This window comes from Actinoplanes nipponensis (assembly GCF_016862275.1).
In the GTDB taxonomy this organism is placed as follows: domain Bacteria; phylum Actinomycetota; class Actinomycetes; order Mycobacteriales; family Micromonosporaceae; genus Actinoplanes; species Actinoplanes nipponensis.
Genome location: NZ_BOMQ01000063.1, coordinates 134,514 through 161,372 on the forward strand (window position 1 = coordinate 134,514; position 26,859 = coordinate 161,372).

The 26,859-nt window shown below is 73.8% G+C and carries 23 protein-coding genes; 5 read left to right on the top strand and 18 right to left on the bottom strand.

The features are described 5' to 3' along the window. Nucleotides 1-27 precede the first annotated feature (27 nt). Nucleotides 28-1,221, bottom strand: coding sequence for a DNA polymerase III subunit delta' (locus Ani05nite_RS27190; RefSeq protein WP_203772903.1), 1,194 nt, complete (start codon nt 1,219-1,221; stop codon nt 28-30). 19 nt (nt 1,222-1,240) lie between these two features. Beyond that, complete coding sequence (tmk, locus tag Ani05nite_RS27195) at nt 1,241-3,907, bottom strand: dTMP kinase (protein WP_307836720.1); 2,667 nt, start codon at nt 3,905-3,907, stop codon at nt 1,241-1,243. 248 nt (nt 3,908-4,155) lie between these two features. On the opposite strand from tmk, the gene Ani05nite_RS27200 reads away from it, so the two are divergent. Then, on the top strand, nt 4,156-5,358 hold the full coding sequence (locus Ani05nite_RS27200; RefSeq protein ID WP_377880296.1) for an amino acid deaminase/aldolase: 1,203 nt from the start codon (nt 4,156-4,158) through the stop codon (nt 5,356-5,358). Between the two features lies 1 nt (nt 5,359). Here the strand turns inward: Ani05nite_RS27200 and Ani05nite_RS27205 are convergent, their stop codons facing one another. Next, the gene (locus tag Ani05nite_RS27205) at nt 5,360-5,989 is read right to left on the bottom strand and encodes a TetR/AcrR family transcriptional regulator (protein WP_203772907.1); all 630 of its coding nucleotides are present in this window, start codon (nt 5,987-5,989) and stop codon (nt 5,360-5,362) included. Nucleotides 5,990-6,126: 137 nt separating this feature from the next. Here Ani05nite_RS27205 and Ani05nite_RS27210 point away from each other — a divergent pair, with 137 nt between their 5' ends. Next, the gene (locus Ani05nite_RS27210; protein ID WP_203772909.1) at nt 6,127-7,419 is read left to right on the top strand and encodes a D-arabinono-1,4-lactone oxidase; all 1,293 of its coding nucleotides are present in this window, start codon (nt 6,127-6,129) and stop codon (nt 7,417-7,419) included. 61 nt (nt 7,420-7,480) lie between these two features. Here Ani05nite_RS27210 and topA read toward each other — a convergent pair whose 3' ends face one another. The 6 genes from topA to Ani05nite_RS27240 all read right to left on the bottom strand — a co-directional run bounded on the left by topA (nt 7,481) and on the right by Ani05nite_RS27240 (nt 15,514). Next, on the bottom strand, nt 7,481-10,309 hold the full coding sequence (topA, locus tag Ani05nite_RS27215) for a type I DNA topoisomerase (protein WP_203772911.1): 2,829 nt from the start codon (nt 10,307-10,309) through the stop codon (nt 7,481-7,483). 198 nt (nt 10,310-10,507) lie between these two features. After that, complete coding sequence (locus Ani05nite_RS27220; RefSeq protein WP_239130667.1) at nt 10,508-11,392, bottom strand: hypothetical protein; 885 nt, start codon at nt 11,390-11,392, stop codon at nt 10,508-10,510. A 34-nt stretch (nt 11,393-11,426) separates the two neighbouring features. Then, complete coding sequence (locus tag Ani05nite_RS27225) at nt 11,427-11,957, bottom strand: hypothetical protein (protein WP_203772913.1); 531 nt, start codon at nt 11,955-11,957, stop codon at nt 11,427-11,429. Between the two features lie 74 nt (nt 11,958-12,031). After that, nucleotides 12,032-14,398 carry a sodium-translocating pyrophosphatase gene (locus Ani05nite_RS27230; protein WP_203772915.1) on the bottom strand — a complete coding sequence of 789 codons (2,367 nt, stop codon included), beginning with the start codon at nt 14,396-14,398 and terminating at the stop codon, nt 12,032-12,034. Between the two features lie 307 nt (nt 14,399-14,705). Next, a complete protein-coding gene (locus Ani05nite_RS27235; RefSeq protein WP_203772917.1) occupies nt 14,706-15,146 on the bottom strand; it encodes an ATP-binding protein in 441 nt (146 codons plus the stop codon). Continuing rightward, entirely contained in the window at nt 15,143-15,514 is a 372-nt protein-coding gene (locus Ani05nite_RS27240; RefSeq protein ID WP_203772919.1) for an STAS domain-containing protein, read from the bottom strand. Before Ani05nite_RS27240 ends, Ani05nite_RS27235 begins: the two co-directional genes overlap by 4 nt. A 141-nt stretch (nt 15,515-15,655) precedes the next feature. Here Ani05nite_RS27240 and Ani05nite_RS27245 point away from each other — a divergent pair, with 141 nt between their 5' ends. Then, the gene (locus Ani05nite_RS27245) at nt 15,656-18,031 is read left to right on the top strand and encodes a DEAD/DEAH box helicase (RefSeq protein ID WP_239130669.1); all 2,376 of its coding nucleotides are present in this window, start codon (nt 15,656-15,658) and stop codon (nt 18,029-18,031) included. Between the two features lie 246 nt (nt 18,032-18,277). On the opposite strand, the gene Ani05nite_RS27250 is transcribed toward Ani05nite_RS27245, so the two are convergent. From Ani05nite_RS27250 to ssd, 7 genes are all read right to left on the bottom strand, one after another. Beyond that, complete coding sequence (locus tag Ani05nite_RS27250) at nt 18,278-18,640, bottom strand: Rv3654c family TadE-like protein (protein ID WP_203772923.1); 363 nt, start codon at nt 18,638-18,640, stop codon at nt 18,278-18,280. After that, nucleotides 18,637-19,026, bottom strand: a complete 390-nt coding sequence (locus Ani05nite_RS27255) for a TadE family type IV pilus minor pilin (protein WP_203772925.1) — start codon at nt 19,024-19,026, stop codon at nt 18,637-18,639. The genes Ani05nite_RS27250 and Ani05nite_RS27255 overlap by 4 nt, the downstream gene beginning before the upstream one ends. After that, nucleotides 19,023-19,205, bottom strand: a complete 183-nt coding sequence (locus Ani05nite_RS27260; RefSeq protein ID WP_203773185.1) for a DUF4244 domain-containing protein — start codon at nt 19,203-19,205, stop codon at nt 19,023-19,025. The genes Ani05nite_RS27255 and Ani05nite_RS27260 overlap by 4 nt, the downstream gene beginning before the upstream one ends. Before the next feature lie 20 nt (nt 19,206-19,225). Continuing rightward, nucleotides 19,226-19,936 carry a type II secretion system F family protein gene (locus Ani05nite_RS27265; RefSeq protein ID WP_203772927.1) on the bottom strand — a complete coding sequence of 237 codons (711 nt, stop codon included), beginning with the start codon at nt 19,934-19,936 and terminating at the stop codon, nt 19,226-19,228. Nucleotides 19,937-20,249: 313 nt separating this feature from the next. Beyond that, entirely contained in the window at nt 20,250-21,032 is a 783-nt protein-coding gene (locus Ani05nite_RS27270) for a hypothetical protein (protein WP_239130671.1), read from the bottom strand. Continuing rightward, nucleotides 21,029-22,225 carry a TadA family conjugal transfer-associated ATPase gene (locus Ani05nite_RS27275; protein ID WP_203772929.1) on the bottom strand — a complete coding sequence of 399 codons (1,197 nt, stop codon included), beginning with the start codon at nt 22,223-22,225 and terminating at the stop codon, nt 21,029-21,031. The genes Ani05nite_RS27270 and Ani05nite_RS27275 overlap by 4 nt, the downstream gene beginning before the upstream one ends. Further along, nucleotides 22,222-23,271: a septum site-determining protein Ssd gene (gene ssd / locus Ani05nite_RS27280; RefSeq protein ID WP_203773189.1), complete on the bottom strand. Its 1,050-nt coding sequence runs from the start codon at nt 23,269-23,271 to the stop codon at nt 22,222-22,224. Before ssd ends, Ani05nite_RS27275 begins: the two co-directional genes overlap by 4 nt. A 305-nt stretch (nt 23,272-23,576) precedes the next feature. On the opposite strand from ssd, the gene Ani05nite_RS27285 reads away from it, so the two are divergent. Both Ani05nite_RS27285 and Ani05nite_RS27290 read left to right on the top strand, forming a co-directional pair. After that, nucleotides 23,577-23,951, top strand: a complete 375-nt coding sequence (locus Ani05nite_RS27285; RefSeq protein WP_203772931.1) for an STAS domain-containing protein — start codon at nt 23,577-23,579, stop codon at nt 23,949-23,951. A 335-nt stretch (nt 23,952-24,286) separates the two neighbouring features. Further along, on the top strand, nt 24,287-25,087 hold the full coding sequence (locus Ani05nite_RS27290) for an HAD family hydrolase (RefSeq protein WP_203772933.1): 801 nt from the start codon (nt 24,287-24,289) through the stop codon (nt 25,085-25,087). A 334-nt stretch (nt 25,088-25,421) separates the two neighbouring features. Here the strand turns inward: Ani05nite_RS27290 and Ani05nite_RS27295 are convergent, their stop codons facing one another. Continuing rightward, complete coding sequence (locus tag Ani05nite_RS27295) at nt 25,422-25,898, bottom strand: PH domain-containing protein (protein ID WP_203772935.1); 477 nt, start codon at nt 25,896-25,898, stop codon at nt 25,422-25,424. A gap of 81 nt (nt 25,899-25,979) precedes the next feature. Beyond that, nucleotides 25,980-26,723 (bottom strand): Fic family protein, encoded by a 744-nt coding sequence (locus Ani05nite_RS27300; RefSeq protein ID WP_203772937.1) that lies wholly within the window; start codon nt 26,721-26,723, stop codon nt 25,980-25,982. Nucleotides 26,724-26,859: the final 136 nt, after the last annotated feature.

Genomic DNA, 26,859 nt, shown 5'->3' on the forward strand with positions numbered 1-26,859 from the left:
CGCAGCCCCCGTCGCGTCCCCTGTGGATTAGCCGCGCCAGAGGTTGAGCATCATCGTCTCGACGGCGATCTTCGGCTTCACGTTCAGCTCGATGGCCTCGCGGCAGGCCAGCACGGCCTCCAGCCGGCGCAGCGTGCTCTCCGGCGTCCACTTGCCGGCGGCGGCCGCGGACTGCTCCGCGGTGTCGGTGTGCACCACCGCGACGGGCGCCCGCAGGCCCGTCACCAGCACGTCGCGGTAGAACCCGGCCAGATCCACCAGGGCCCGGTCCAGGGCGTCGCGCTGCGAGCGGGTGGTCCGGGACTTCTGCCGCTTTTCCAGCTCCTTGAGCTGACCGGCGGCGCCCCGCATCGCGCCCGCCGCGCCCCGGCCCGTACCGCCGGCGCCCAGCGCCTGTTCCAGCGCCGCGCGTTCCGTGCTGTCGTTCTCGGCGAACGCGGTCGACGCCTCGGCCTCCGCGGCCTCGATCAGCGCGGCGGCGGCGTCGAAGCAGGCGCCCACGCTGGACAGCCGGCGCGGCACCGCCAGCACGGCCTCCCGGCGACCGCGGGCCTGCGGGTCGTTGGCGAGCCGCCGGGCCCGGCCGACGTGGCCCTGCGCGGCGGCCGCGGCCCAGGCCGCGACGTCCGGCGCGATGCCGTCGCGCCGGACCAGGACCTCGGCCACCGCCTCGGCGGGCGGCTGCCGCAGGGCGACGACCCGGCACCGCGAGCGGATGGTCACCGAGATGTCGTCCGGGTGCGTCGAGGGGGTGCAGAGCAGGAAGACGGTACGCGGTGGCGGCTCCTCGATGGCCTTGAGCAGCGCGTTCCCGGCCGCCTCGGTGAGCCGGTCGGCGTCCTCGATCACCACGGCCTGCCACCGCCCGCCGGCCGGGGCGGTGCCGGCCCGCAGCACCAGCGCCCGCATCTCGTTGACGCCGATCGACAGGCCCTCCGGCACCACGAAGCGCACGTCGGCGTGGGTGCCGCCGAGCACGGTGTGGCAGCCGTGGCACTCGCCGCAGCCGGTGCCCTCGCGTTCACACTGCAGGGCCGCGGCCAGGGCGCGGGCGGCGACCGAGCGGCCGGACCCCGGCGGCCCGGTGAAGATCCACGCGTGCGTCATGGCCCCGTTGCCGGCGTCGGCGCCGCCGGTCACGATCCGGGCGGCGGCCGCGGCGGCCCGGCGCAGCGTCTCGACGGCCTCGTCCTGCCCGACCAGGTCGGCGAACACACTCATGGCGTCGATTCTCGCTCGCTCACGGCCGGGTGCCCACCGGCGGCTCGTCCGGCGGCTGGGCGCCGGCAGTCCGGGCCTCCGGCGGCTCGGCGCCGACGGCCCGGTTCCCGGTCAGCTCCTCGAGCACCTCGACCGGCGTCTCCGGAGCATCCTCCGCCTCGCCCGCGGCGGAGACCGCCCCGGCATCGGCGGCGACGGATGAGGAGGAGGACGAAGAAGAGGACGAGACGGGCGGGACGGCCATCGTCGTGTCCGGGCCCGCACCGGCGGGCCGGACCACCTGGGTCGCGTTCGGATCGTCGGCCTCGGACGGCGGCAGCGCCATCGTCGCGTCGGCCCGGGGCGGGATGGTCATCGTCGCGTCGGCCGGGGGCGGGATGGCCATCGTCGCGTTCGGGTCGTCCGACGGCGGCAGCGCCATCGTCGCGTCCGGCCCGGCCGTGGCGGCCCGGACCACCATCGTGTCGTCCGGACCCGCACCCGGCCGGACCACCATCGTGTCGTCGGATCCGGCGGCCGGGCGCACCACCATCGTGTCGTCCGGACCGGCGCCGGGGCGCACCACGATCGTGTCGTCAGCGGCCGCTCCGGTCCGCATCACCAGCGTCTCGTTCGGTCCGGTGGGCGGCGGGATCACCGTCGTGTCGGCCAGGTCCGGCGCGTTGAGGTCCGGTCCCGGCGGCACGGCGGTCGAGGCCGGTTCCGGGTGGGTGTCGTCGCCCTCGCTGAGCATCGCGTTGAGCCGGGTCGCCACCGCGTCCGCGATCTCGTCGGCCGGGCGGGCCGCGTCCAGCACCAGGTAGCGCTTCGGGTCGGCCGAGGCCAGGTCGAGGAAGGCGTACCGGACGCGTTCGTGGAAGGAGCGGGACTCGCTCTCCAGCCGGTCGGCCCCGGCGCCGCGGTCGGTGACCCGGCTGAGCCCCACGCCGGGGTCGACGTCGAGCAGGACCACGAGGTCGGGCTTGAGGCCGCCGGTGGCCCAGGACGACAGCCAGGAGATCTCCTGGACCGGCAGGGTGCGGCCGGCCCCCTGGTACGCCAGCGACGAGTCCACGTACCGGTCGCTGATCACCACCGCGCCGCGCGCCAGGGCCGGCCGGACCACGGTGGCCACGTGATGCGCCCGGTCGGCCGCGTAGAGCAGCGCCTCGGCGCGCGGCGACGGCGCGTCGGCGCCCTCCCCGTTGGCCAGCACCAGGCTGCGGATCCGGGCGCCCATGTCCGTCGCGCCCGGCTCGCGGGTCACCACGACGTCGTGACCGGCCGCGGCGAGCGCCTCCGACAGGCGGGTGACCTGGGTCGACTTGCCCGCGCCCTCGCCGCCCTCGAACACCACGAAGATGCCCTGCCGGGTGAAGTCCTCGCCGGGCGACAGCGGGCGGCCGCGGATCGAGCTCCACAGGTCGGCCAGCACCGGCACGCCGCGCTTGTCGTCCATCTGGCGGAAGGCGCTGATCCCGGTCCAGACCCCGATCACGCCGGCGACCAGCAGCAGGATGCGGGTGGAGGAGATGTCGACCGACAGGCTGCCGGCCGAGATGGTGCGGGAGCTGCCCAGGCCGACCAGCAGGCCGGCCAGCGAGATGGCCAGCAGCAGGACGAGCCGGGCGCCGATCTGCACGACGGCGAAGACCCGGCCGCGGACCTCGTCGTTGACCTGGCCGCCGAGCAACGTGACGCCCGCCAGGAACGCCATGCCGGCGCCGGCCCCCACGAACAGCGCGCCGAACAGGGCCATGGAGAGGTGGAACGCCACCGACAGGAAGCCGACCGCGCCGCTGGCCAGCACGATGCTCATGCCGAACCAGCGGCGCCGGGACAGCTCCTTGACGATCATCGGGCCCAGCCCGATGCCGATCGCCAGGCCGATGAACAGGGTCGCGAAGAGCAGGTAGAAGGCTGCGTCACCGGCGCCCAGGGAGGCGGTGAAGAAGCGGGCCGTGCCGATGACGATGCCGGCGCCGGCGAACGCGCCGAAGATGCCGAGCACCAGGCCGCGCACGAACGGGGTGCCGCCGATGTACCGCCAGCCCTCCACGAACTGCCGGAACATCGAGGTCTGGGCGTTGCGTTCCCGGCGTTCGCGGTGGCCCTCGCTGATCTCCTTGATGCCGAAGAAGACCACCGCGGCCGTGGCCGCCCGGGAGAAGGCGTTGATCCAGAGGGCCAGCTGGACCGGCTCGGCCCAGTCCGGCAGGCCGCCGATCGGGCCGCGGACCACGCCGTCGAGGGCGGCCAGGGCCAGCGCGGCCAGGATCGGGGTGATGCCGTACGTGGTGATCAGCGTGAGCTGGTTGGACACCTCGAGGCGGCCCTTGGGGATCAGGTTGGGGACCGCGGCCTCCTTGGCCGGGATCCACAGCAGCGTGATGGTCTCGCCGATGAAGGTGGCGATGACCGCCCAGGTGACCGTGACGCCACCGGAGTCGCTGAACAGGGCGACGACCGGGATCGAGCCGTACACGACGAAGCGCAGGATGTCGCAGATGACCATCGTGTAGCGCCGGTCGAACCGGTCGGCCATCACGCCCGCGACGGGTCCCAGCAGCAGCGCGGGCAGTAGCCGGATCGCGATCGTGCTGCTGAACGCGGTGCCCTGGGCCACGCTGCCGGTGACCTGCTGGGAGGCGAACAGCGCGGTGGCCAGCGTGCCGATCCAGTCGCCGAACGAGGCCACGCTGAGCACCAGCCAGAGCCGCCGGAACGGGCGGATCCGCAGGACGGAGCGCAGCGCCGCGGCGCCGGAGAGGTCCACCGGAGGGGTGGTCTCCTGGCGCGCCGAGCTCGTTTCGGTGTCGATGGCCCTACCTCCCCGTGGTCACTGCTCGAAGCACTCTAGCGGTCGGGCCCAGCTCATCGCGGTCTCGGCCGTTCGGGCGAGGCATTCATGAAGGTGTTTCGCATACGGCCGGGAGCCGCTAAGTTGCTGGCGTGATGGCCGAACGCACCGAGTTGCAGAAACGCCTCGACCGTGCGACCGGCGGCCTGGAGACGCCACTCGCCGTGGTCGACCTGGCCGCCTTCGACGCGAACGCCGCCGCGCTGTCGGCCCGCTCGGCCGGCAAACCCATCCGGGTCGCCAGCAAGTCGGTCCGGGTACGCGCCCTGCTCGAACGGGTGCTCGCCCGCCCCGGCTGGGCCGGCGTGATGGCGTACACGCTGCCCGAGGCGATCTGGCTGGTTCGCCAGGGGGTCACCGATGACGTGCTGGTCGCGTACCCCACGGTCGACCGGACCGCGATCGCCGAGCTGGCCGCGGACCCGCAGCTGGCCGCGGCCGTCACCATCATGATCGACAGCCCCGCCCACCTGGACCTGGTCGACGCCGTGGTGGCGCCCGGCCGGCGGCCCGACGTGCGGATCTGCTTGGAGCTGGACGCCTCCTGGCGGCCCGCCGGGCCGCTGCACATCGGCGTCCGGCGCTCGCCGGTGCACTCCGCCGCGCAGGCCGGCGCCCTGGCCGCCCGGCTGGTCGAGCGCCCGGGGTTCCGGCTGGTCGGGGTGATGGCGTACGAGGCGCAGATCGCCGGGCTCGGCGACGCCCCGCCCGGGCAGGCGATGCGGGCCCGGGCGATCCGGATGATGCAGCGCCGGTCGCTGCCGGAGCTGCTGCGCCGCCGGATGGCGGCGGTCCGGGCGGTACGCGAGCACGCCGACCTCGAGTTCGTGAACGGCGGCGGCACCGGCAGCATGGCCGCCACCGCCGCCGACCCGTCGGTCACCGAGATCGCCGCCGGCTCCGGACTGTTCGGCCCGACCCTGTTCGACGGCTACCGCAGCTGGCGGCCGACCCCGGCGGCGTTCTTCGCGCTGACCGTGGTCCGCCGACCGGCGCCTGGGATCGCGACCGTGCTCGGCGGCGGGTGGATCGCCTCCGGGCCGACCGGACCGTCCCGCCAGCCCACCCCCTGGCTGCCGGCGGGCCTGACCTTCCTGCGCGACGAGGGCGCCGGCGAGGTGCAGACGCCGTTGACCGGACCCCCGGCCCGCGACCTGCGGCCCGGCGACCGGGTGTGGTTCCGCCACGCCAAGGCCGGCGAGCTGTGTGAGCACGTCAACGAGGTGCACCTCGTCGACGGCGACACGGCGGCGCCGACCCCGACGTACCGGGGAGAGGGATATGCGTTCCTCGGCTAGCTCACGCGGTGACGTGGCGGTGCAGGTATTCCCGGATCAGGGCCTTGGCCTCGGTCAGGACGGCCTCGTCGCCGGTCACGTCGCGCCGGAACGCCAGCTTGATCAGCGCGTCCGCCGCCTCCACCGAGATGAGCAGGGAGAAGCGCAGCCGCGCCCGGTCCATCAGCTGGAACTGCTCCACCAGCAGCTCGGCCAGGCGGTCGGCGATGACCGCGTTGTTGTCGCGTTCGGCGTCGAGCAGGTGCAGGTCGACCACGTCGCCGAAGTGCAGCGTCCGGAAGCCCGGCACGCTGCGGTGCATGTGGATGTAGGCGTCTATCGCCGCGTCCACGCCGTCCCACCAATGGGCGAACGTCTCGTTGGCGAAGCGGGCCGACAGCGACTGCAGGTACGCGTCCATGTTCCGCATGGCGAGCGCCTGGACGATGGCCCGTTTGTCGGGGAAGAACTGGTAGACCGAGCCGATGGCGACCTCGGCCCGTTCGGCGAGCAGGGTCGTGGTCAGGCCCTCGTACCCGACCTCGTCCACCAGCTCCGCGCAGGCGTCGAGCATGCGCTGGACCCGGGCAACGCTTCTGCCCTGCACCGGAACCCGCCGCAGCGGTCCGGTGGTGACGGTTGGTGTCGACACGCGTCGCCACTCCCTCTCAGCAGTGATAATAGGAACGTTACTCGGATCAACGAGCGAGATGCATCGACGGGACGCCGAGGACACGCGGCATTCCCGGTTTTGTGCGACTGTCCGCTCGTCGGGAGGACAAGGCCGGAATGACTACGTCTCTGCACTGGCGCAACTGGGGTGGCAACCAGCGGTCCGTCGCCGCGGAAGTTTTGACCCCTGGGACTGTCGACGAGGTGGCCGCCCTCGTCAAGGAGGCGTCCGTCACCGGGCACAAGGTGAAGGCGGTCGGCAGCGGACACTCGTTCACCGCCATCGCGGTGGCCGACGACCGGCGGCTGCTGCTGCACCGGCTGGGCGAGCTGGTCGCTGTCGACGGCGAGCTGGTCACGGTGCAGGCGGGCATGCCGCTGCACCGGCTCAACCGGGTGCTGGCCGAACACGGCCTGGCCATGCCCAACCTGGGCGACATCGACCAGCAGACGGTGGCCGGCGCGATCTCCACCGGTACGCACGGCAGCGGCCAGGCCTACTCCACGCTGGCCTCCTGCGTCGAGGCGGTCACCCTGGTCACCGGCACCGGGGCGGTGCAGCGCATCGACGCCGGCTCACCGCTGTTCCCCGCGGCCCGGCTCGGCATCGGCGCCCTGGGCGTGCTGGTCGAGGTGACCCTGCGCTGCGTGCCGGCGTTCACCCTGCTGGCCGACGAGCGCCCGCTGCCGCTGAGCGAGGTGCTGGCCGGCCTGGACGAGGAGATCGCCGGCAACGACCACCTGGAGTTCTACTGGTACCCGTACACCGACCGGGCCCAGCTCAAGCGCAACAACAAGGTGGCCGTCGCGGACCGGCCGCTGTCGGCCTTCCGCGGCTGGCTGGACGACGAGCTGCTGGCCAACACGGTCTTCCAGGGCGCCTGCCGGCTGGGCCGGGCGATCCCGGCGACCGTGCCGGCCATCAGCGCCGTGGCCGCCCGGGCGCTGACCGCCCGCACCTACACGGACCGCTCCGACCGGGTGTTCTGCACGCCGCGCCGGGTGCGCTTCACCGAGATGGAGTACGAGATCCCCCGCGAGTGTCTGGGCGAGGCGTTGGGCGCGCTGCCCCGGATCATCGAGCAGCTGCCGTTCAAGGTGCAGTTCCCGGTGGAGGTGCGGTTCACCGGCCCGGACGACATCTGGCTGTCGCACGGCTACGGGCGCGACTCGGCGTACATCGCCGTGCACCAGTTCAGCGGCAGCCCGTACGAGCCGTACTTCCGCGCGTTCGAGGCGGTGTGCGCGCCGCTGGGCGGGCGCCCGCACTGGGGCAAGCTGCACTACCGCGACGCGGAGTCGCTGCGGCAGGCGTACCCGAAGTTCGACGACTTCCGCGCGGTCCGCGACGAGCTCGACCCGGGCCGGGTCTTCACCAACGCCTACCTGGACCGCGTCCTGGGCTCCTGAGCCGAGTTATCCACAGGTCCGTCCACAGGGCGACCGCTCCCCGATTCGCCGCGGGGAAGATCTATTCAGCGTTGACTGTCGCCCTCGCCGGGGTGGACTTGCTGGCGGCCGGGGAGGCGTTGGTGGCCCGCTTGGCCGGAGTCGCCTTCTTCGCCGCGGCCACCTTCTTGGCCGGCGCCTTCTTGGCGGCCGCCTTCTTGGCCGGAGTGGCGTCGGAAGCGGCGGCGGCCTTCTTGGCCGGAGCCTTCTTGGCGGCCGCCTTCTTCTTCGGCGCCGGGCCCTTGGCGCGCTTCTCGGCCAACATCTCGGAGGCCTGCGCGACCGTCAGCTCCTCGGGCGTCTGGCCCCGGCGCAGCGACGCGTTGAACTCGCCGTCCGTGACGTACGGCCCGAAGCGTCCCTCCTTGATCACCATCGGCTTGTCGGTGGCCGGGTCGTTGCCCATCTCCCGCAGCGGCGGCGCGGCGGCCCGGCGCTGGCGGGTCTTCGGCGCGGCCAGCAGCGCCAGCGCCTCCTCCAGCGTGACGGTGAACAGCTTGTCCTCGCTGTCCAGCGAGCGGAAGTCGTCGCCGCGCTTGACGTACGGGCCGTAGCGACCGTTCGCCGCGACGATCTCCGCGCCGGCCTCGTCCTGGCCCACCGTCCGCGGCAGCTCCAGGAGGCGAAGGGCCTGCTCGAGGGTCAACGTGTCCGGCGTCTGCGACTTGAACAGCGACGACTTCTTCTCGCCGCTCTGCACGTACGGGCCGAAGCGGCCGGACTTCAGCGTCACCGGCTGGCCGGTCGCCGGGTCGTCGCCCAGGCTGCGCTCGCCGCCACCGCCCAGGTACAGCTCGTTGACCTTGTCGACGGTCAGCTCGTCCGGCGCGACGCCCTCGGGGATGGACACCCTGTCCTCGGGCGCCTCCTCGGTGGCCTCCGGCAGGGCCCGCTGCAGGTACGGCCCGTAGCGGCCGACCCGGACCACCACGTTGCGGCCGGCGTCGTCGGTGAACAGCGGGATCGAGTTGACCGCGCGGGCGTCGATGTCGCTGAGGTTCTCGGTGACCATCTTCTTCAGGCCGCCGGCCTTGGCGATGGAGTCGTCCGCGCCCAGGTCGCTGCCGAAGTAGAAGGAGGTGAGGAAGTCCAGGGCGGCGTGGTCGCCACCGGCGATGTCGTCGAGCTGGGTCTCCATCGCGGCGGTGAAGTTGTAGTCGACCAGGCGCGGGTAGTGGCCCTCGAGCAGCCCGATGACCGCGAAGGCGATGAACGACGGGATCAGCGCCTGGCCGCGCTTCTCCACGTACCCCCGGTCCTGGATCGTCCGCATGATCGACTCGTAGGTCGAGGGGCGGCCGATGCCCAGCTCTTCCAGGGCCTTGACCAGCGACGCCTCGGTGTAGCGGGCGGGCGGCGAGGTGTGGTGGCCGACCGCGTTGAGCTCCTCGGCGGTCAGCGGCTGGTCCTTGACCAGGTTCGGCAGGCGGCGCTCGGCGTCCTCGGCCTCGGCGTTCTCGTCGTCGGAGGACTCGACGTAGGCGCGCAGGAAGCCGGGGTCGGTGATGGTCTTGCCGCTGGCGCCGAAGTCGACCTCCTCGCCGGCGGTGGAGATCGCGCGGATCCGCACCGAGACCGAGTTGCCGACCGCGTCGGTCATCTGCGACGCGACCGTCCGGCGCCAGATCAGCTCGTAGAGCTTGAACTCGTCGGTGGACAGCTCGTTGGCGACCTCGCCGGGCGTCCGGAAGTTGTCGCCGGCGGGGCGGATCGCCTCGTGCGCCTCCTGCGCGTTCTTCACCTTGCCGGTGTAGCGGCGGGGCTGCGGCGGCACGTTGTTGGCGCCGTACAGCTCGGCGATCTGGCGGCGGGCGGCGCTGATCGCGGTCTCGGAGAGGTTCACCGAGTCCGTACGCATGTAGGTGATGTAGCCGTTCTCGTACAGCCGCTGGGCCGTGCGCATGGTCTGCGACGAGGAGAACCGCATCTTGCGGGCGGCCTCCTGCTGCAGCGTGGAGGTGATGAACGGCGCGTACGGCTTGCGCCTGTACGGCTTCTCCTCGACCCGGGTGACCGTGAACGGGCGGTCCTCGAGGCGCGCCGCGAGCCCGCGGGCCCCGTCGCCGTCGAGGTGGACCACGCCGGCGCCGGGCTTGACCTTGCCGGTGGTCGGCTCGAAGTCACGGCCGGTGGCGATCCGGTCGCCGTCCAGCGCGATCAGCGTCGCCGAGAACGACTTCGTGCCCTCGACCTTGCCCTGCACGGACAGCAGGGCGTTGATGTCCCAGTACTCCGCCGTGCGGAACGCCATCCGCTGACGCTCGCGCTCGACCACGATGCGGGTGGCCACGGACTGCACGCGCCCGGCGGACAGGCGGGGCATCACCTTCTTCCACAGGACGGGGCTGACCTCGTACCCGTAGAGCCGGTCCAGGATGCGCCGGGCCTCCTGCGCGTCGACCAGGTCCTTGTCGATCTCGCGCGGGTTGGCCACCGCGGCCTGGATGGCCGCCTTGGTGATCTCGTGGAAGACCATCCGCTTGATCGGCACCTTGGGCTTGATCGTCTCGACCAGGTGCCAGGCGATGGCCTCGCCCTCGCGGTCCTCATCGGTGGCGAGCAGGATCTCGTCCACCTCTTTGGCCAGCTTGGTCAGCTTGGCGATCTGGGCCTTGCGGTCCTGCGAGACCACGTAGAGCGCGTGGAAGCCGTTGTCGACGTCGACGCCGAGCCGCGCCCACGGCTCGCCCTTGTACTTGGCGGGCACGTCGGCGGCGTTCTTCGGCAGGTCCCGGACGTGACCGAAGGAGGCCTCGACGAAATAGTCGGGCCCCAGGTAGCCGGCGATCGTCTTGGCCTTCGACGGGGACTCGACGATGACCAGACGGGTCGTCCTGGCTTTCTCCGGCACGGCACTCCCACACTTCTCGATCGATCGGCGGCCCGCCGCGGCGGGCGGACACGCGGACGTTCAACGTAACGCGCCGGACGAGTCTGCATTCCCCGGGCAACGGAGAAGTCGGATGGTAACGGTCCGGCCACCGCATGCTTCCGACGGCGACACCGTACACCGGGAACATGGCGTCGTGTCGGACACAATCGGTGAAGATCACGCAGCTGCGCCGCCGGGCCACAGTCTTTCGGGTGCCGCGGCGGGCCGTTCGCCGACCAGCTCGGCGAGCCGGGCGAGACGCCTGCGACCTGCGATGACGTACGCCGGACCGGCCTGAACCGCGCCGGCCAGACCGACCCGGGTCAGTGCGGCGTCCACCACTTTGTCAAGATTCCCGTCGGGATCCAGACCGAGGGCGTACCCCTCGGGCCGCGGCGCTCCCGCGGCGGCGACCCAGAGCCGCAGCTGCGGCCCGGTCAGGAAGAGCCGGTCGGCGGCCGGCGGCCAGGCCCGGGCGAGGCCGTTCAACCGGCTGCTGTAGGCGGTCCGGACCTCGAAGGAAACGGTACGGGCCTCCGCGTTCACCTCTTCCTCCACCGTCCCGCCGGCGACGTCCTCGGCCTGGTCGGTGGCCGCGCTCGCCGCGTCGGCGCCGGGCTGTTCGCCGGCTCCCTCGCCGGGTCCCGCGGACCCCTCGTCGACCTGCTCCTCGGCGGCGGCCAGGGTCAGCTCCACCGGCTCGGCCGTGAGTTCCGCCACGTGTTCGTCCGCGTCCCCGGCCGTCACCGGCGCCCAGGTGACCACCAGCCCCCGCGCCACCAGCTCCTCCACCAGCACGTGCACCCGCCAGGCGGCGTCGACGCGGACCGAGACCCGGGCCGTGCCGCCCATCCGGCCCAGCCGGCCCGGGCCGGTGAGCAGGCCGGCCAGGTCGGCCAGCGACGGGTCGGCCGCCTCGACTCCGAAGATCGACAGTTGCCGCCCGGCCGGGACTGCCGGGGCCGCGCGGCGCCGGGCCGGCGCGGCGGGCCGGGCATGGGCGCTCGGGACCGGCGCGGGCAGGACCTCGCGCGGAATCAGCGGCCACCCGGGCTCGGTCATGATCAGCGGCACTCCGTCGTGGGCGGGCGCTCCGTCAGCGGCATTCGGGCGCCTCGTCGAAGGCCTGTTTCAGCTCTTCCGAGTCGAGCCGGCTGGTGTCCAGCTCACTCTGCTGGTACTCGACGTTGAGGGTGTCCACCACGGAGCCGACCTTGGCGTAGAAGTCCTTCGACGGGCTGGTGGCCAGCGCCGCGATGCCGCTGCGGGCCCGCCCGTACGCGTCGCGCATCGCGCCCAGCGAGGCGGCGAAGCTGTCGGCCACCTTCTTACCCTGCTCGACGTCGGGCACCCCGGCCTTCTCGACGCCGGCCCGGGCCTTCTCGCTGGCCGACTCGGCCCCGCCGAAGAGCCGGGTCAGGTTCTCCTTGGCCTGCGCCGGGGTGGTCTCGGCGGTCATCTGCTGCTGGGTGCGGGTCGCCAGGGTGCCGATCTCGGTGCGCCAGGGCGCGAGGACCGTGCAGACCGTGGCGGCCCAGGCGCGGGGCGCGGGACCGCCCGAGCAACCACCCAGTGTCACGAGGAGCGAGAGAACGAGGAGTAAGGGTGCGGTGCGGGCCGTGCGCATGGCTTGCAGCGTACGGCCAACCTCCGACAGAGGGCACCCGGCGAGTGCCGGGTGCCCTCCACGACGTGCTCGGATCAGGCGCTGATCCGCTCGGACTTGCTCTCCGCGGCCGGGCTGGGCTCGCCCATGGAGATCGGCTTGCGCTTGCTCCAGATGACCGCGCCCGCGACGATCAGGGCCGCGACCACCGCGAGGATGATCCGGGCCGGGTCGTTCGCGTCCGTGCCGACGCTGAGCGTCACCACGGCCGGCGCGATCAGCAGCGACACCAGGTTCATGACCTTGAGCAGCGGGTTGATCGCCGGGCCGGCGGTGTCCTTGAACGGGTCACCCACCGTGTCGCCGATGACCGTGGCCGCGTGCGCCTCGGAGCCCTTGCCCCCGTACGCACCGTCCTCGACCAGCTTCTTGGCGTTGTCCCAGGCGCCACCGGAGTTGGCCAGGAAGACGGCCATCAGGGTGCCCGCGCCGATCGCACCGGCCAGGTACGAGGCCAGCGCGCCGGCGCCCAGGCCGAAGCCCACCGCGATCGGCGCCAGGATGGCCAGCAGACCGGGGGTGAGCAGCTCACGCTGGGCGTCCCGGGTGCAGATGTCGACGACCTTGCCGTACTCGGGGCGCTGGGTGCGCTCCATGATGCCCGGGAACTCGCGGAACTGGCGGCGTACCTCCATCACGACCGCGCCCGCCGAGCGGGACACGGCGTTGATGGCCAGGCCGGAGAAGAGGAACACCACCGCGGCGCCGATCAGCAGGCCGACCAGGTTGCGCGGGTTGGAGATGTTCAGCAGGCCGAGGATCTCGGCGCCGATCCGGTCGGCCGGGATGCCCGCGTCCGCCAGCGACGACTGCAGGGTGTTCGTGTACGAGCCGAACAGCGCCGTCGCGGCCAGCACGGCCGTGGCGATCGCGATGCCCTTGGTGATCGCCTTGGTGGTGTTGCCGACCGCGTCGAGCTCGGTCAGGATCCGCGCGCCGTTCTCGTCGATGTCGCCGGACATCTCCGCGATGCCCTGCGCGTTGTCCGAGATCGGGCCGAACGTGTCCATCGCGACGATGACGCCGACGGTGGTCAGCAGGCCGGTGCCGGCCAGCGCCACCGCGAACAGCGACAGCGTGATCGAGGCGCCACCCAGCAGGTACGCGCCGAAGACGCCCGCGCCGATCAGCAGCGCCGAGTAGACGGCCGACTCGAGGCCGACGCTGATGCCGGCGAGCACGACGGTGGCCGCGCCGGTCTGCGACGACTTGCCGATGTCCTGCACCGGGCGCTTCTCGGTCTCGGTGAAGTAGCCGGTCAGCGCCTGGATGGCGGCGGCCAGCACGATGCCGATGACGACGGCGCCGATCGCGACGAACTGCGGGTTGCGGCCGCTGTCGATCACGCCCTGGTCGATGCCCGCGTCGGCACCGAAGCCGGCGAAGCTGTCCGGCAGGTAGAGGAAGCTGACGATGGCCACGATGACCGCGGACAGCACGGCCGAGATGTAGAAGGCGCGGTTGATCGCCGTCAGGCCGTTCCTGTCCGAGGCCCGCAGCCGGGTGATGAAGACGCCGACGATCGCGATCACGACGCCGACCGTGGAGACGATCAGCGGGAAGATCAGGCCGTCCTGGCCGAACGCGGCCTGGCCCAGGATCAGCGCGGCGACCAGCGTGACCGCGTACGACTCGAAGAGGTCGGCGGCCATGCCGGCGCAGTCACCGACGTTGTCGCCGACGTTGTCCGCGATGGTCGCGGGGTTGCGCGCGTCGTCCTCCGGGATGCCCTGCTCGACCTTGCCGACCAGGTCCGCGCCGACGTCGGCGGCCTTGGTGAAGATGCCGCCGCCGACCCGCATGAACATGGCGAGCAGCGCGGCGCCGAAGCCGAAACCCTCGAGCACGGTCGGGGCGTCGCCGCGGTAGATGAGCACGACCAGCGCGCCACCGAACAGGCCGAGGCCGACGGTGAGGAAGCCGACCACGCCACCGGTGCGGAACGCGATACCCATCGCCTTCTCCCGACCACCGGACTCGCCGGCCGCCGCGGCGACCCGCAGGTTGGCCCGGGTGGCCAGGGCCATGCCCGCCCCGCCGATGAACGAGCTGAACACGGCGCCGACGATGAAGAACAGCGACCGGCCGATCTTCACCGCGGTCTCGTTGTCGGTGTTGTGCACCGGCAGCAGGAACAGCAGCACGACCGCGATGACGACGAAGATGGCGAGGGTCTTGAATTGCCGGAACAGATACGCCGAAGCGCCTTCCTGTACCGCCCCCGCGATCTCTTGCATGTTGGTGGTGCCGCGGCCCGCGGAAAGCACCGACTTGACGAAGACAGCCGCGAATGCCAGTGCCACCAGCGCGAAGGCGATCGCGACGATGACGAACGTGACGTTCGAACTGTCGAGTGACCCGCCGCTGCTTTCCGCAGCGAGGGTTATGGAGGTCCCGGACATCAATGTCCTCCTGTACACCGACTGCACCCGGGCAGCGGACGAAACCGCCGGGCGCACTCCCTGCTCGAGGAGACGACAACCCGGCCCCGCGGACGCGGAACCAGGGAGCAGTAGCTGATTACCGGCGTACTGTAGCGGCCGAACGTGGTGATGGTCACACCTGGATCCGGCCGTGTCAGGGTGATGTTTACCGCTGTGTTAGCTGTTGGCACCGGAATCCCTGACGGCTTAGGCTCCGGGCCTCCGGCGGCGTTTTCCCCACGCATGCGCCCAGCGGCGGGATTTGTGCGCCGAGCGGCGATTTGTCTCAGCGCCGGTGCACGGGCCAGACCATCCGGACCTCGGTGCCGGCGCCCTCTTCCACCGGGCGCACCTGCAGGTCGTCCACGAAACCGGCGAGCAGGGCGAAACCCACGCCGGTGGTCAGCGCCTCGTCGGTGAGCGACTCGTCGGCCAGCTCGTCCGGCGGCAGCTTGGTCAGGCCCACGCTCGCCTCGATCGGCGCCCGGTCGATCACCCGCACCGTGTACGAGTCGGAGTCGGACATCTCCACCATGACGAGGTCCGGCAGGTTGTACTGGCGGTGCAGGGCGACCGCCCGGGTGCACGCCTCACCGATCGCCAGGCGTACCTCGTCGAGCAACTCCTCGGCGACCCCGGCCCGCCGGGCCACCGCCACGCCGACCAGCCGCGCCGTGCGCACGTGCACAGGCGCCGGCGAGAACGACAGCCGAACAGTCGCCATCACGCCGACGGAGGGTTGTCGTCGCGATCGCCGGCCGATGCCGAGGTGGCCGCCTCGACGGAGGGGTAGATCGGGAACACCTGGTCGAGCGCGGTGATCCGGAAAATCTTGAGCAGGGGCTCCTTCGAGCAGACCAGGCCGAACGTGCCGTTCGCGGCGCGCAGCCGCTTGAGCGCGCCGACCAGCACACCCAGGCCGGTCGAGTCGAGGAAGTCGACGCGGGCCAGGTCCACCACGACGTTGCGCGACCCGCCGTCGACCAGCTCCACGAGCCGCTCACGCAGGCGCGGCGCCGTGTAGACATCGACCTCGCCGCCGACGTCGAGCACCGTGTGCTCGCCGACGGTCCGGGTGGTCAGCGACAGCTCCATCGGTCCTCCTCCCTCGGGGTCGAGCCTGCAGGCAGCCGATCTCCACTGCGAATCTAACCACCGACGCCCATCCGGCGACGCGTCGCACCCTCCCGTCCTACCCGTTTGAGGTTCGGGCCATACCGATGTCACAGTGCAGACGTGACCACCACCGTCCCCGGCGTTCCCGCCGCGCGCGGTGCGTCGGCCCGGCCCCGGCCCGCGGAACTGCTGCACCGGCTCGGGGCCCGCTCCGGCGGCTCCCCCGTCACCCACGTCGAGCAGGTCCCGGCCCGCCTGGGCCGCCCCGTGCCCTGGCCGGGCTGGGTGACGCCGCCGGTGCTCTCGGCACTCGCCGCCCGGGGCATCACCGCACCCTGGGAGCACCAGGTGTCGGCGGCCGAGCTGGCCCGCGCCGGCCGCCACGTGGTGCTGGCGACCGGCACGGCCTCGGGCAAGTCGCTGGCTTACCAGCTCCCCGCGCTGACCGCGCTGACGGAGGATCCGCGCGCGACGGTGCTGTACCTGTCGCCGACCAAGGCCCTGGCGGCGGACCAGTTGCGCGCGCTGGTCCGGCTGGGCGTGGACGGGGTGCGACCGGCCACGTACGACGGGGACACCCCGCGCGAGGAACGCGAGTGGATCCGCCAGCACTCCCGGTTCGTGCTGACCAACCCGGACATGCTGCACCACGCGCTGCTGCCGGGCCACGCGCGCTGGGGCACGTTCCTGCGCCGCCTGCGGTACGTGGTGATCGACGAGTGCCACACGTACCGCGGGGTGTTCGGCTCGCACGTGGCGCACGTGCTGCGCCGGCTGCGGCGGGTCGCGGCCCGCTACGGCAGCGAGCCGACGTTCGTGCTGGCCTCGGCCACCTCCGGCGACCCGGCGAACGCGGCCGGGCGGCTCACCGGCCTGCCGGTCGAGGCGGTGACCGACGACGCCTCGCCGCGCGGGGCGACGACCTTCGCGCTGTGGGAACCGCCGCTGCTGCCGCCCGAGGTGACCGACCTGGAGGGCGAGCTGCCACCGGTACGCCGCTCGGCCCTCAGCGAGACGGCCGACCTGCTCACGGACGCGGTGGTGGCGGGCACCCGGACGCTGGCGTTCGTCCGGTCCCGGCGCGGCGCGGAGGTGGTCGCGACGATGACCCGGCGGTCGCTGGACGAGGCGGTGCCGGGCCTGGGCCGGCGAGTGGCGGCCTACCGCGCGGGCTACCTGCGGGAGGACCGCCGGGCGATCGAGCGGGCGCTGCTGACCGGCGAACTGCTGGCCCTGGCCTCGACGAACGCGCTGGAGCTGGGCGTGGACCTGGTGGGCCTGGACGCGGTGCTGATCTGCGGGTATCCGGGCACCCGGGCGTCGCTGTGGCAGCAGGCCGGCCGGGCCGGGCGGGCCGGTGACGAGGCGCTGGCGGTGCTGGTGGCCCGGGACGATCCGCTGGACACGTACCTGGTGCACCACCCGGAGGCGCTGTTCGGCCGCCCGGTCGAGGCGACGGTGCTGGACCCGGCCAACCCGTACGTGCTGGGCCCGCAACTGTGCTGCGCGGCCGCGGAGGCCCCGCTGACCGGCGCCGACCTGGACCTGTTCGGCGGCGCCCCGGCGGCAACGGCGGTGGCGGCGCTGACCGAGTCGGGGGCACTGCGCCGAAGGCCCTCGGGCTGGTACTGGACCCACCGCGGCCGCCCGGACGTCGACCTGCGCGGCACGGGCGGCGCCCCGGTCTCGGTGGTCGAGGCGGCGACGGGCCGGCTGCTGGGCACGGTCGACGAGGGCTCCTCGCACGTCATGCTGCACACCGGGGCGGTGTACCTGCACCAGGGCGTGTCCTACCTGGTGGACGAGCTGGACCTGGACGACGCGGTGGCCCTGGTCCACGCGGCGGAGCCGGACTGGTCGACCCACGCCCGCGACGTGACGGACCTGTCGGTGGTGTCGGTCCGCGAGTACGTGGACGCGGGTCCGGTCGGCCTGTTCCTGGGCGAGGTGGACGTGACCAACCAGGTGGTCTCGTACCAGCGCCGCCGCATCGGCTCGGGCGAGGTGATCGACACCCGCCCGCTGGACCTGCCGCCCCGCGAACTGCGCACGGTGGCAGTCTGGTTCACGCTGTCGCCCCGGCTGCTGGCCACCTCGGGCGTGGCAGCGGCGGACGTCCCCGGCGCGCTGCACGCGGCGGAACACGCGGCGATCGGCCTGCTGCCGCTGATGGCCACGTGCGACCGCTGGGACATCGGCGGCCTGTCCACGGCCAACCACCAGGACACGGAGGCGCCGACGGTGTTCGTCTACGACGGCCACCCGGGCGGGGCGGGCTTCGCGGAACGGGCGTACGGGACGGCGGCCGCGTGGCTGGGCGCGACCCGGGAGGCGATCGCGAGCTGCGGGTGCGAGACGGGATGCCCGTCCTGCGTGCAGTCGCCGAAGTGCGGCAACGGCAACAACCCGCTGGACAAGCGGGGCGCGGTGGCGGTGCTGGACGCGGTGCTGGCCGCCCTGCCCGAAACGCCGACACCTCCGGCTCCAGCTCCCTGACCCGGCCCTTTCCGGTCGCCGGTTCCGCGGTCGGCCCTTCCCGACCCATGGCTCCGTCACCCCGTCACCCCGTCACCTCGCCGCTCCGTCACCCCGTCGTCTTGGCCGTCGGCACGAGATCAGCTGCTCCGACCGCCCGGTCCCGGCACGGCCGCCGCCTTGACCGTCGGCGCAAGACCGGCCGCCCCAAGACCCTCGGTCCCGGCTCCCCGCCGCCTGCGTCAGACCGGCTAACGCCCCCAGCGCTCACTCCGCCGGCAGCGAGACCGGTCCGGCGCGAGCAGCGGCCGTCGCGTATCGGGTGAGGCCCGGCAGCGGCGTCACGGCGACCCGGACCTCGATGACGATCTCCAGCCCGTCCAGGCGGCACCCGGTCATGCGCGCGCCGTTGGCGAAGGCGAGCCGTTCCGCCCTTGCGCAGGCTGCCTCCGAGCCCTCGACGGCCCGCGCCGCCCCGGCCAGGGCCCCCAGGTCAGCCGCCGTCCGAGCCTGGTGGCGGCCGACCCGGGCAGCTCCGGCGGCCGCCCCGGCGATACCGGCTGCCACCAGCACCAGCCCGAGGGCCAGCACGAAGATCGAGGCGGCGCCCCGGTCATCGACGGTCCTCACGGGACGGCGCCGGTCAGGTCGGGTTCCCGGGCTGCCACCGCCTGCGCCCGTACCGAGATGGCCGGGAGACGGCCGCCCAGGAGCCGAACCGGCGCGCGCACCGTGACGGTCACCGTGTCCTCTCCTGCCGCGAGGTCGACCCGGGCATCCACGGGAGCGATCCCGGCGGCGCTCTCCAGACCCGGTCCACCGCGCGCCGCCACCAGCGCGCCCTCCCGCGCGGCGTCGACGCACCGGCCCTGCGCAGTGACGGCGCTGACCGCCGTGAGCCCGGACAGCAGGAGCAGCATGAGCGCCGGCAGCCCGGCCGCCAGTTCGGCGGTGAACGCGCCCCGGTCGTCCCCGAGCACCCGCGGCAGGCGGCCGGGCCACCGGCGCCCGCTCACTTCAGCGCTTCGTTGATCACGCCGGTCAGCGAGGCCTGCACGCTGGGGCTGCTGAGCACCTTGAGCAGGACGCCGGCGAACGCGACGGCGGCGAGCGTGCCGACGGCGTACTCGGCGGTGTTCATGCCGTCGTCGCCACGCAGACCGGCCAGGCGGACGATGAGTCTGTGCACGTGGATCTCCTTCTTGTGGTGGGTTCTCACAGGACGTCGCCGAGCACGGCGACCACCACCGGCACGAGGCCGGCGAGCACAAAGGCGGGCAGGAAACACAGCCCGAGCGGCAGCACGATGAGCACGCCGGCCCGGTGCGCGGCGGCCTCGACGGCCACGGCCCGGTCCCCGCGCAGGTCGTCGGCGAGCCTGGTCAGCGCGCCCGCCAGCGCGCCACCGCTGGCGCTGGACCGGACGGCCGCCGCCACCAGCCGGCCGGCGCCGGGCATGTCGGCCAGGTGCGCCCACGCCTCGCCGGGCTCGGCGCCCAGCCGCAACGACCGGCCCACCCGGGCGAGCCGCTCGCCGAGCGGACCCCCGAGGGCGTCGGCGACGGCGGACACCGCCCGGTCGACGGGCGCGCCGGCCCGCAGCACGGCGGCGAGCAGGTCGGCGCCCAGCGGCAGATCGGCGACCGCCCGCAGCCGGGCCGCCCGCACGTCGGCCGGCTCGCGACGCCGCAGGAACCGGTCGACCCCGACAGCGGCGGCGACCCCGAACGGCAGCGCCCACCACCGCCCGACCACGGCGACCACCGCGGCCCCGACAGCGACGGCGATCAGCACGCGCGGCTTGCGGCCGGATCCGTCGGTGGCCGGGCCGCGCAGCCGGGACAGCCGCCGCCTGACCGCCCGCCGCCGGGCGACCGAGAAGCCGAGCAGCGTGGCCAGCGCGGCCAGGCCCACAAAGATGATCAAGGGATCACCTCGCCGCCGGGCCCGACCGGTACGGGCAGGGAAGTTGGCCCTGAGCTGCCCAGCGGATCTCGCAGGCAGTCCGGAAAGGACAATCCGGGCGTCCCGGCGGCCCGCACGAAGGCGGCGGCACAGCAGGGACGGAGCGGAACCTGGACCGGGCCGCCTGGCCGCAGGAAAGCAGCGGCGCCACACACCGGCTCGGCCAGGGCACCGCCGGCAGTCATCCGCCCGGCCGGCGCCACGGCGCCCGCGACGATCACCGCATCCGCCCGGATCACCGCGTCCTCCGCACTGGTCGCCGCATCCGCCCGGGTCACCGGGCCGGGCCGTTCGCCAGCCGGTCCGCCCACACCAGACCGCCGCACTGCAGCAGCACCGCCCCGACCGCACACGCCCCGCCCAGCGGCGTGTGCAGCAGCACCCGTAGCGGATCGACCCCGATCCCGTACCCGAGGGCGATCCCGCCGATCGGCAGCCCGGCCAGCAACAGGGCAGTCGCCTGGGCCCCGGCCGCCTGCGCCGCCGCCGTCGCCCGGGCGCGGTCGCCGGCCCGGGCGTCCGCCTCGATCCGTTCGACGAGGTCGGCGGCCGGGGCGCCGGTCTGCTCGGCGAGCCGCCACACCGCCGCGGTGAGGTCGGACAGCCTCGGGGCCGGTGATTCGCGCAGCCGCGGTCCGCCCGGGCCGGGTGCGGTGGCGCTGATCGCCAGGCCGGCGCGGAGGTCGGCGGCCAGCGTGTTCAGGTCGTCGAGGCTGCGGGACCGGGCCGCCGCCGCCCGGCGGAGCGCGGCGCGTTTCAGGGCCGCCGCCGCGCCCAGGGCGCTGTAGACGGCACAGGTCAGGCCCGCGATCGGGCCCGCCACGAGCAGCCCTCCGGCGGCACCGAGGAGCGCGGCGGCGCCCACGCCTCGCCGGGGGGATCCTTCCGCCCACTCCCGGGCTCGGGTCCACCAGCGGCGAACGTCCGTGGTGGCGACGGCGCGCAGCGGTCGCCGGCGGCCGTGGAGCCGGCGCAGCGCCGCGCGGGCCGGCCAGGCCGCCGCAATGGCCGCCCCCGCCAGCAGCGTCGCGGCGAGCGCCCACGCCAGCCCGCTCACGGCCGCACTTCCCCGGCCGTGCGCAGGACAGGTGGGACCGCCACGCCGCGATCGGCGAGGTGGCGGGCCAGCGTCTGGGCGCCGGGACCCGCGCCGTGGCCGAGCTGCCAGGCCGGTACGACGGTCACGATCCGCTGCTGCCCCGCCGGCCGCAGCACGCCGACCGACTCCAGCACCCGGCCCCGGTCGGTACGCCGTACCTGCAGCACCACCTGCAGCGCCGCCAGCACCTGCGCATGCAGCGCCGCCCGCGGCAGCCCGCCGAGCAGGCCGAGCGCCTCCAGCCGGGCCGGTACGTCGGCCGGCGCATTGGCGTGCAGCGTCCCCGCCCCACCGTCGTGCCCGGTGTTGAGCGCCCCGAGCAGGTCGACGATCTCCGCGCCCCGGCACTCGCCCACCACCAGCCGGTCGGGCCGCATCCGCAGGGCCTGCCGCACCAGATCGGTGAGACCGACCGCCCCGGCGCCCTCGACGTTGGCTGTACGCGCCTGCAACGCCACCACGTGCGGATGCACCGGCCGCAGCTCGGCCGCGTCCTCGACCAGCACGATCCGTTCGGTGGGCGGCACCAGCCCCAGCAGCGTCGCCAGCAGCGTCGTCTTGCCCGAGCCGGTTCCGCCGGTGACGAGGTAGGCGAGCCGGGCCGCCACCACCGCCGCGAGCAGGGGAGCCAGCGCCGCCGGCACCGTGCCGTGGTCGACCAGATCGCCGAGACCGAACGGCCGCTGCCGGAACGTCCGCAGGGACAGGTACGGCCCGCCGGTCGCCACCGGCGGCAGCACGGCATGCAGGCGGGTGCCGTCCGCGAGCCGCGCGTCCGCGTACGGCTGACCGTCGTCCAGCCGCCGCCCGCAGGCCGCCGCCAGCCGCTGCGCCAGCCGCCGCACGTCGTCGGGGGTGCCCAGGGTGACGGGTGCCCGGTGCAGCCCCGCGCCCCGGTCCACCCACACCTGCACGCCGTTGACCAGCACATCCGTGACCGTCGGGTCGGCCAGCAGCGGCGCCAGGGGGCCGGCGCCGACGAGTTGGTCGTGCACCCGGTCGGCCAGGCGCAGCACGGCCGTGTCCCCGAGGACCGCCGCCCCGGGCTCGGCCCGCACCGCCGACACCACCGCGGCGGGCGTCGCCTCCGCGCCCTCGGCCGCGAATCGCCGCCGCACCCGCTCGGCGACGTCCGGCGACGCGGCCGTCATGCGGCCACCCCCGCGCGGTCATCGCTGGTCAGCCGCCTGATGAGTCGCTTGCAGAGCTCGGCCAGGGGTCCCCGTCCGTCGGCGGCCGGGGCATCGCCTCTCTCCAGCGCCCGGCAGAGGGCCGGCTCGGGGCGCAGCGAACCGGCCAGCGGCAACCCGATCGACCGGGCCACCTCGCGCGCCTTCAGCTTGCCGGGCGCCGGCCCGCGGACCACCACCGCGAGGTTTTCGCAGTGCATCCTGGCCACCGCGGCGATCCGTGCCGCCGCCGCGGTCGCGCGCAGCTCCGCCGGCACGATCATGACGGCCTGGTCGGCCGCCTCCAGGGCGAGGGTCGCCGCCTCGTCGAGCCGGCGGGGCAGGTCCGCGACGATCACGTCCCGGCCACGGCGGCCGGCGTCCAGGGTGGCCGCCATCGCCGCGGCGGGCACCGGGTGGACGTCGTCGCGGGCGAACGACAGCAACACCAGGTCGCCGCGGTGCGGGAGCGCCTCGAGCAGCGCCGGCGGGTCGACCCGGCCGCCCGTCGCGGCCAGGGCGGGCCAGCGCAGGCCGTCCAGACCCTCCCAGCCGAGGACCAGGTCGAGGCCGCCGCCCACCGGGTCGGCGTCGAGGAGCAGGGTGCGGTGGCCGTCGCCGACCGCGGTCACGGCCAGGCCGCCGGCCAGGATGCTCGCCCCCGCGCCGCCCCGGCCGCCGATCACGGCCAGGATCCGCCCCTGCTCGGCCGGCTCGCCGCGGGCCGCGAACCGGTCGACCAGCCACGGTTCGGCGTCGGGCAGCGCGGCGACGTGCTCGGCGCCGAGGGGTGCGGCCACCTCCCAGGCCGCCTCGATCGCCGGGGTGTGGCCCACGATGACCGTTCCCGGCCGGCGCGGGAGGCGGGCGCGCAGGCAGGACGCGGCCTGGTCGACGCCGATCAGCACGAGCGGGGCGGTCGCGAGGCCGGCGCGCGCGGCGGCCGGGTCGGTGGCCACGGCGACCTCGGTGCCGGCCGCGGCGGCCAGGCGCACCAGGTCGTCGAGGAGGTCCGGGTCGGCGGTCACGACCAGCGGCAGGCGCGGGCCGGATCGGACGGGGGTGCGGGCTGACATCGCGGCTCCACGGGACGGCGGGCGGGCTCGGGCACCCACCGTCGCGTCCCGGCCGGCGCGGCTCAACCGGCCCGGCCCCAGCCTGTGGACAACTCCGACCGTGTGGACGGCGCCCACCGAGCCGGCTGATCTGGTATCGGCGAGAGGTTCGAATCCGCGGATCCGGGGTAACTGCGGGGGTCGCGTCGCCGATCGGTCAGGAGTCGAGGCTCAGGCCGTTGGGTATGTTGGTCGCCACCCGGACCGATGGAGTTGGTATGGAGCACCCGACTGAGCGCGCGCTCGGCGATGACGGGACAGCGTGTGTCGCGGTGTTGGGCGAGATCGACTTCACCAACGCGGACGAGGTCGCCCAGGCCCTGCGCGACGCCGTCGCCGATGGGAACCCGCCCGTGCTGCGGGTCGACCTGGGCGCGGCCACTTTCATCGACTCGACCGGCCTGGGCGCCCTTATCGAGGGCTACCGGGCCGCGACCGAGCAGGACTGCCGTTTCGTCGTGGCCAACCCGAATCCTGGCTTCCGCCAGGTGCTCACCGTGACCGGGCTGTGCGAGCTCTTCGGAATGAGCGAGCAGGCAGAGGACGGCCTGAGCCGGCCGGGCGAGACCCTGTCCTCCGCGACCGGCGCCTGAGCCCGCACCGGCGCCCGCAGATGGGAACGACCCCCGACGGGGGAGTCGGGGGCCGTCCTGGGATTCGGCTCCGGGGGGGTCGAGCCGAATCTGACCCGGCAACCGCGGGGGGCGCAGTCGCCGAGAATCCGGGTGCGACGTCGGGGTGGGTGAGACTCAGCCGATTCCGGGCTGATCCCCGGGACAACATGAATCGCAATCGCACCACAAGCATGCCTCAAGGGCGGCTCACCGTCGAGTACCCAGGGTGACCGGCGACCGGCGCGCAGGGAATTCGGCGACGGCGCGCGCCGACCGGGCCGGGCCGGCGCGGCATGCGGCTACACTTTCGGCCCGTGGGCCAGAGTGCCGCCTTCTTCGACCTAGACAAGACCGTCATCGCCAAGTCCAGCGCGCTGGCCTTCGGACGGCCGTTCTACCGCGATGGGCTGATCAGCCGCCGGGACGTGGTGAAGTCCGCTTACGCACAGCTGATGTTCCGGCTGGGCGGCACGGACGAGCAGGCCATGGCCCGCACCCGTGACTACCTCGCGGCGCTGTGCAAGGGCTGGCCGGTCGAGCAGGTCCAGCAGATCGTGGCGGAGACCCTGGAAGAGCTGATCAACCCGTACGTGTACGCCGAGGCGGCCATCCTGATCGGCGAGCACCAGGCCGCCGGCCGGGACGTGGTGCTGGTCTCGGCGTCCGGCGACGAGATGGTCCGGCCGATCGGGGCCCTGCTCGGGGTCACCGACGTGATCGCCACCCGGATGGGCATCGTCGACGGCCGGTTCAGCGGCGAGGTCGAGTTCTACGCGGCCGGCGCGCGCAAGGTCGACGGCGTCCGCGAGCTGGCCGACGAGCGCGGGTACGACCTGGCGGAGTGTTACGCCTACTCGGATTCGAGCAGTGATCTGCCGTTGCTGGAGGCGGTCGGCCATCCCAGCGTGGTGAACCCGGACCGTTCGCTGCGCCGGGTCGCCCTGGAGCGCTCGTGGCCGGTGCTGGAGTTCCGGCATCCCGTACCGCTGGGGCGCAGGCTGCGCGAACGTCCCGCCGTGCCGGTCGCGGCGGCCGCGCTCGGCGTCGGGGTCGGGGTGGCGATCGGGCTCGCCATCTACGGCCGGCACCGGCGCACCCGGGCCGCGCTGGCCTGAGCGCCCGCCGGGGTCCGACAGCGGAATGTGAAGGCCGGCGGGGAAGCGTCTGACCAAATCACCGTGGGTAGCTTTTGTCCCGAAGACCCTGGTGATCAAGGACGGCCCGGCGTAGAAAGAAGGAGCGGAACCTGGCAGCAGGAACCGTGCACGGCCACCGGGAACCCACGCGCGATCAGCCACGGCAGGCACGTTGCGGCGGCACCTCATCAGGACTGCCGACAACGACCCAGGTGCACGCTTGATAACCCGGTAAGGACGCGCGAAGCGGCGGCGCCTCACCCTTGAGGCGCCGTCCTCACGTCCGGGGCCGGGTCATGCGAGGGACGCCGGGTCAGGAGAAGGACGCGGCCAGGTGCCGTTCCCGGAGCTCCCGGTAGACAGCGCGGAAGAGCTGCGGCCGGGTGTGGAAGTCGACCCCCTGGGCCCACAGCTCGGTGTTCACCGTCGTCCCGTCCCGGCGTTCGATCAGCACGGTCATGCCGGCCTCGATCTGCCAGTGGCCGAGCTTGTGGGTGTGCCGGTGCAGCCGCACGTGGGCGATCTCGTCCCAGCGCAGGGTGCGCGAGCGCAGCAGCCCGCGGATCCTCAACCCGGCGGGCCCGACGTAGACGCCCATCTCGCGGATGCGGAAGCCGCCGATCACCCAGACCGCCGCGATGACCGTGGCCAGGATGCGGACGCCGGGGCCGGCCAGGCCGAACTGCTCGACCGTGCTCCAGCCGAGCAGGCCGAGCGCGACCGCCTCCCAGCCGATCACCAGCCAGCGGCCGGTGCCCGGCGTGTACGGACGCTTCCACTCGTCTCCCACGAGCCCGAGTATGCCAACCACGGCCGGAAGAAACCGCATGTTCCGGACATCGACGCAGATGGAGCCCGACAGGGTGAGTCGCTACGTGGCCGAAGGGCTCAGGACGGCGTCCCCGACCTCCGCGATCTCGTCGGCGCCCACGGACACCGCCGCCGCGTAGTGCCGCAGCCAGGACCGCAGGCCGTCGGGCGTGCCGGTGGCGTAGGCCCCCGCCGCGCCGACGTACTCCGGCTCGCGGGCCAGGTGCCCGGCCTCGACGTCGACCAGGCCGCGGGTGTCGAAGCCGCGCCCGATGAGGGTGAGCCGGGCCGCCGCGCGGGCGACGACCCCGGCCGGGCCGGCGAACGGCTTGAGGGTCAGCAGCTCGGCGTGCACGACGGCCGCGAGCAGCAGCGGCGGGGTGCGGTCGTTGCCGGCCACGAGCCCGGCCAGCGCGTCGATCCGCTCGGCGCCGCTCTCCAGCCGGCCCAGGGCGGCCTCGGGCACGACGCCCCGGGCGGCCAGCACGTGCAGCCGGGCGAGCACCTGGCGGGGGGCGCGGGGCCACAGGTCGACGAGTCCGCCCACAGCTTCGGCGACGCGCAGGGCGCCCTGGACCACGGGGTCGGTGACCGTGCCGGCGCGTACCTCGTCCAGCCCGTACCGGTGATCCTCCAGGGCCGCGCTGGCCACCGCGGCCCGCAGGCTGATCTCGGCGGCCACCTGGCCGCCGTTGCGGCGCAGCGCGCGGTGCCGCAGCGCCGCGTCGACGCGCTCGCGGGCGGCGGTGAAGGCGGCCTCGACGTCGGCGAGGGCGAGCAGCGGGGCAAGCGGATCGGGAGTCACGGCCCAACCGTAGCCGGAAAAGGCCCGGCACCATGGGATGCGCGAATGGGCTCGTAAGTGGCAAGATTCGCGCAGCACCGCGCACGCCGTCCCCGTTCGGCGCGGCCAGACAGCAGTACAGCTTGCAACCCTCGCC

Excerpts from the sequence above, each read along its gene's own strand:
- Ani05nite_RS27285 (WP_203772931.1), top strand. The coding sequence starts at position 23,577 with ATGGAGCACCCGACTGAGCGCGCGCTCGGCGATGACGGGACAGCGTGT.
- Ani05nite_RS27210 (WP_203772909.1), top strand. The coding sequence starts at position 6,127 with ATGACTACGTCTCTGCACTGGCGCAACTGGGGTGGCAACCAGCGGTCC.
- Ani05nite_RS27190 (WP_203772903.1), bottom strand. The coding sequence starts at position 1,221 with ATGAGTGTGTTCGCCGACCTGGTCGGGCAGGACGAGGCCGTCGAGACG.
- Ani05nite_RS27230 (WP_203772915.1), bottom strand. The coding sequence starts at position 14,398 with ATGTCCGGGACCTCCATAACCCTCGCTGCGGAAAGCAGCGGCGGGTCA.
- Ani05nite_RS27220 (WP_239130667.1), bottom strand. The coding sequence starts at position 11,392 with ATGACCGAGCCCGGGTGGCCGCTGATTCCGCGCGAGGTCCTGCCCGCG.
- Ani05nite_RS27200 (WP_377880296.1), top strand. The coding sequence starts at position 4,156 with ATGGCCGAACGCACCGAGTTGCAGAAACGCCTCGACCGTGCGACCGGC.
- Ani05nite_RS27240 (WP_203772919.1), bottom strand. The coding sequence starts at position 15,514 with ATGGAGCTGTCGCTGACCACCCGGACCGTCGGCGAGCACACGGTGCTC.
- Ani05nite_RS27225 (WP_203772913.1), bottom strand. The coding sequence starts at position 11,957 with ATGCGCACGGCCCGCACCGCACCCTTACTCCTCGTTCTCTCGCTCCTC.
- Ani05nite_RS27275 (WP_203772929.1), bottom strand. The coding sequence starts at position 22,225 with ATGACGGCCGCGTCGCCGGACGTCGCCGAGCGGGTGCGGCGGCGATTC.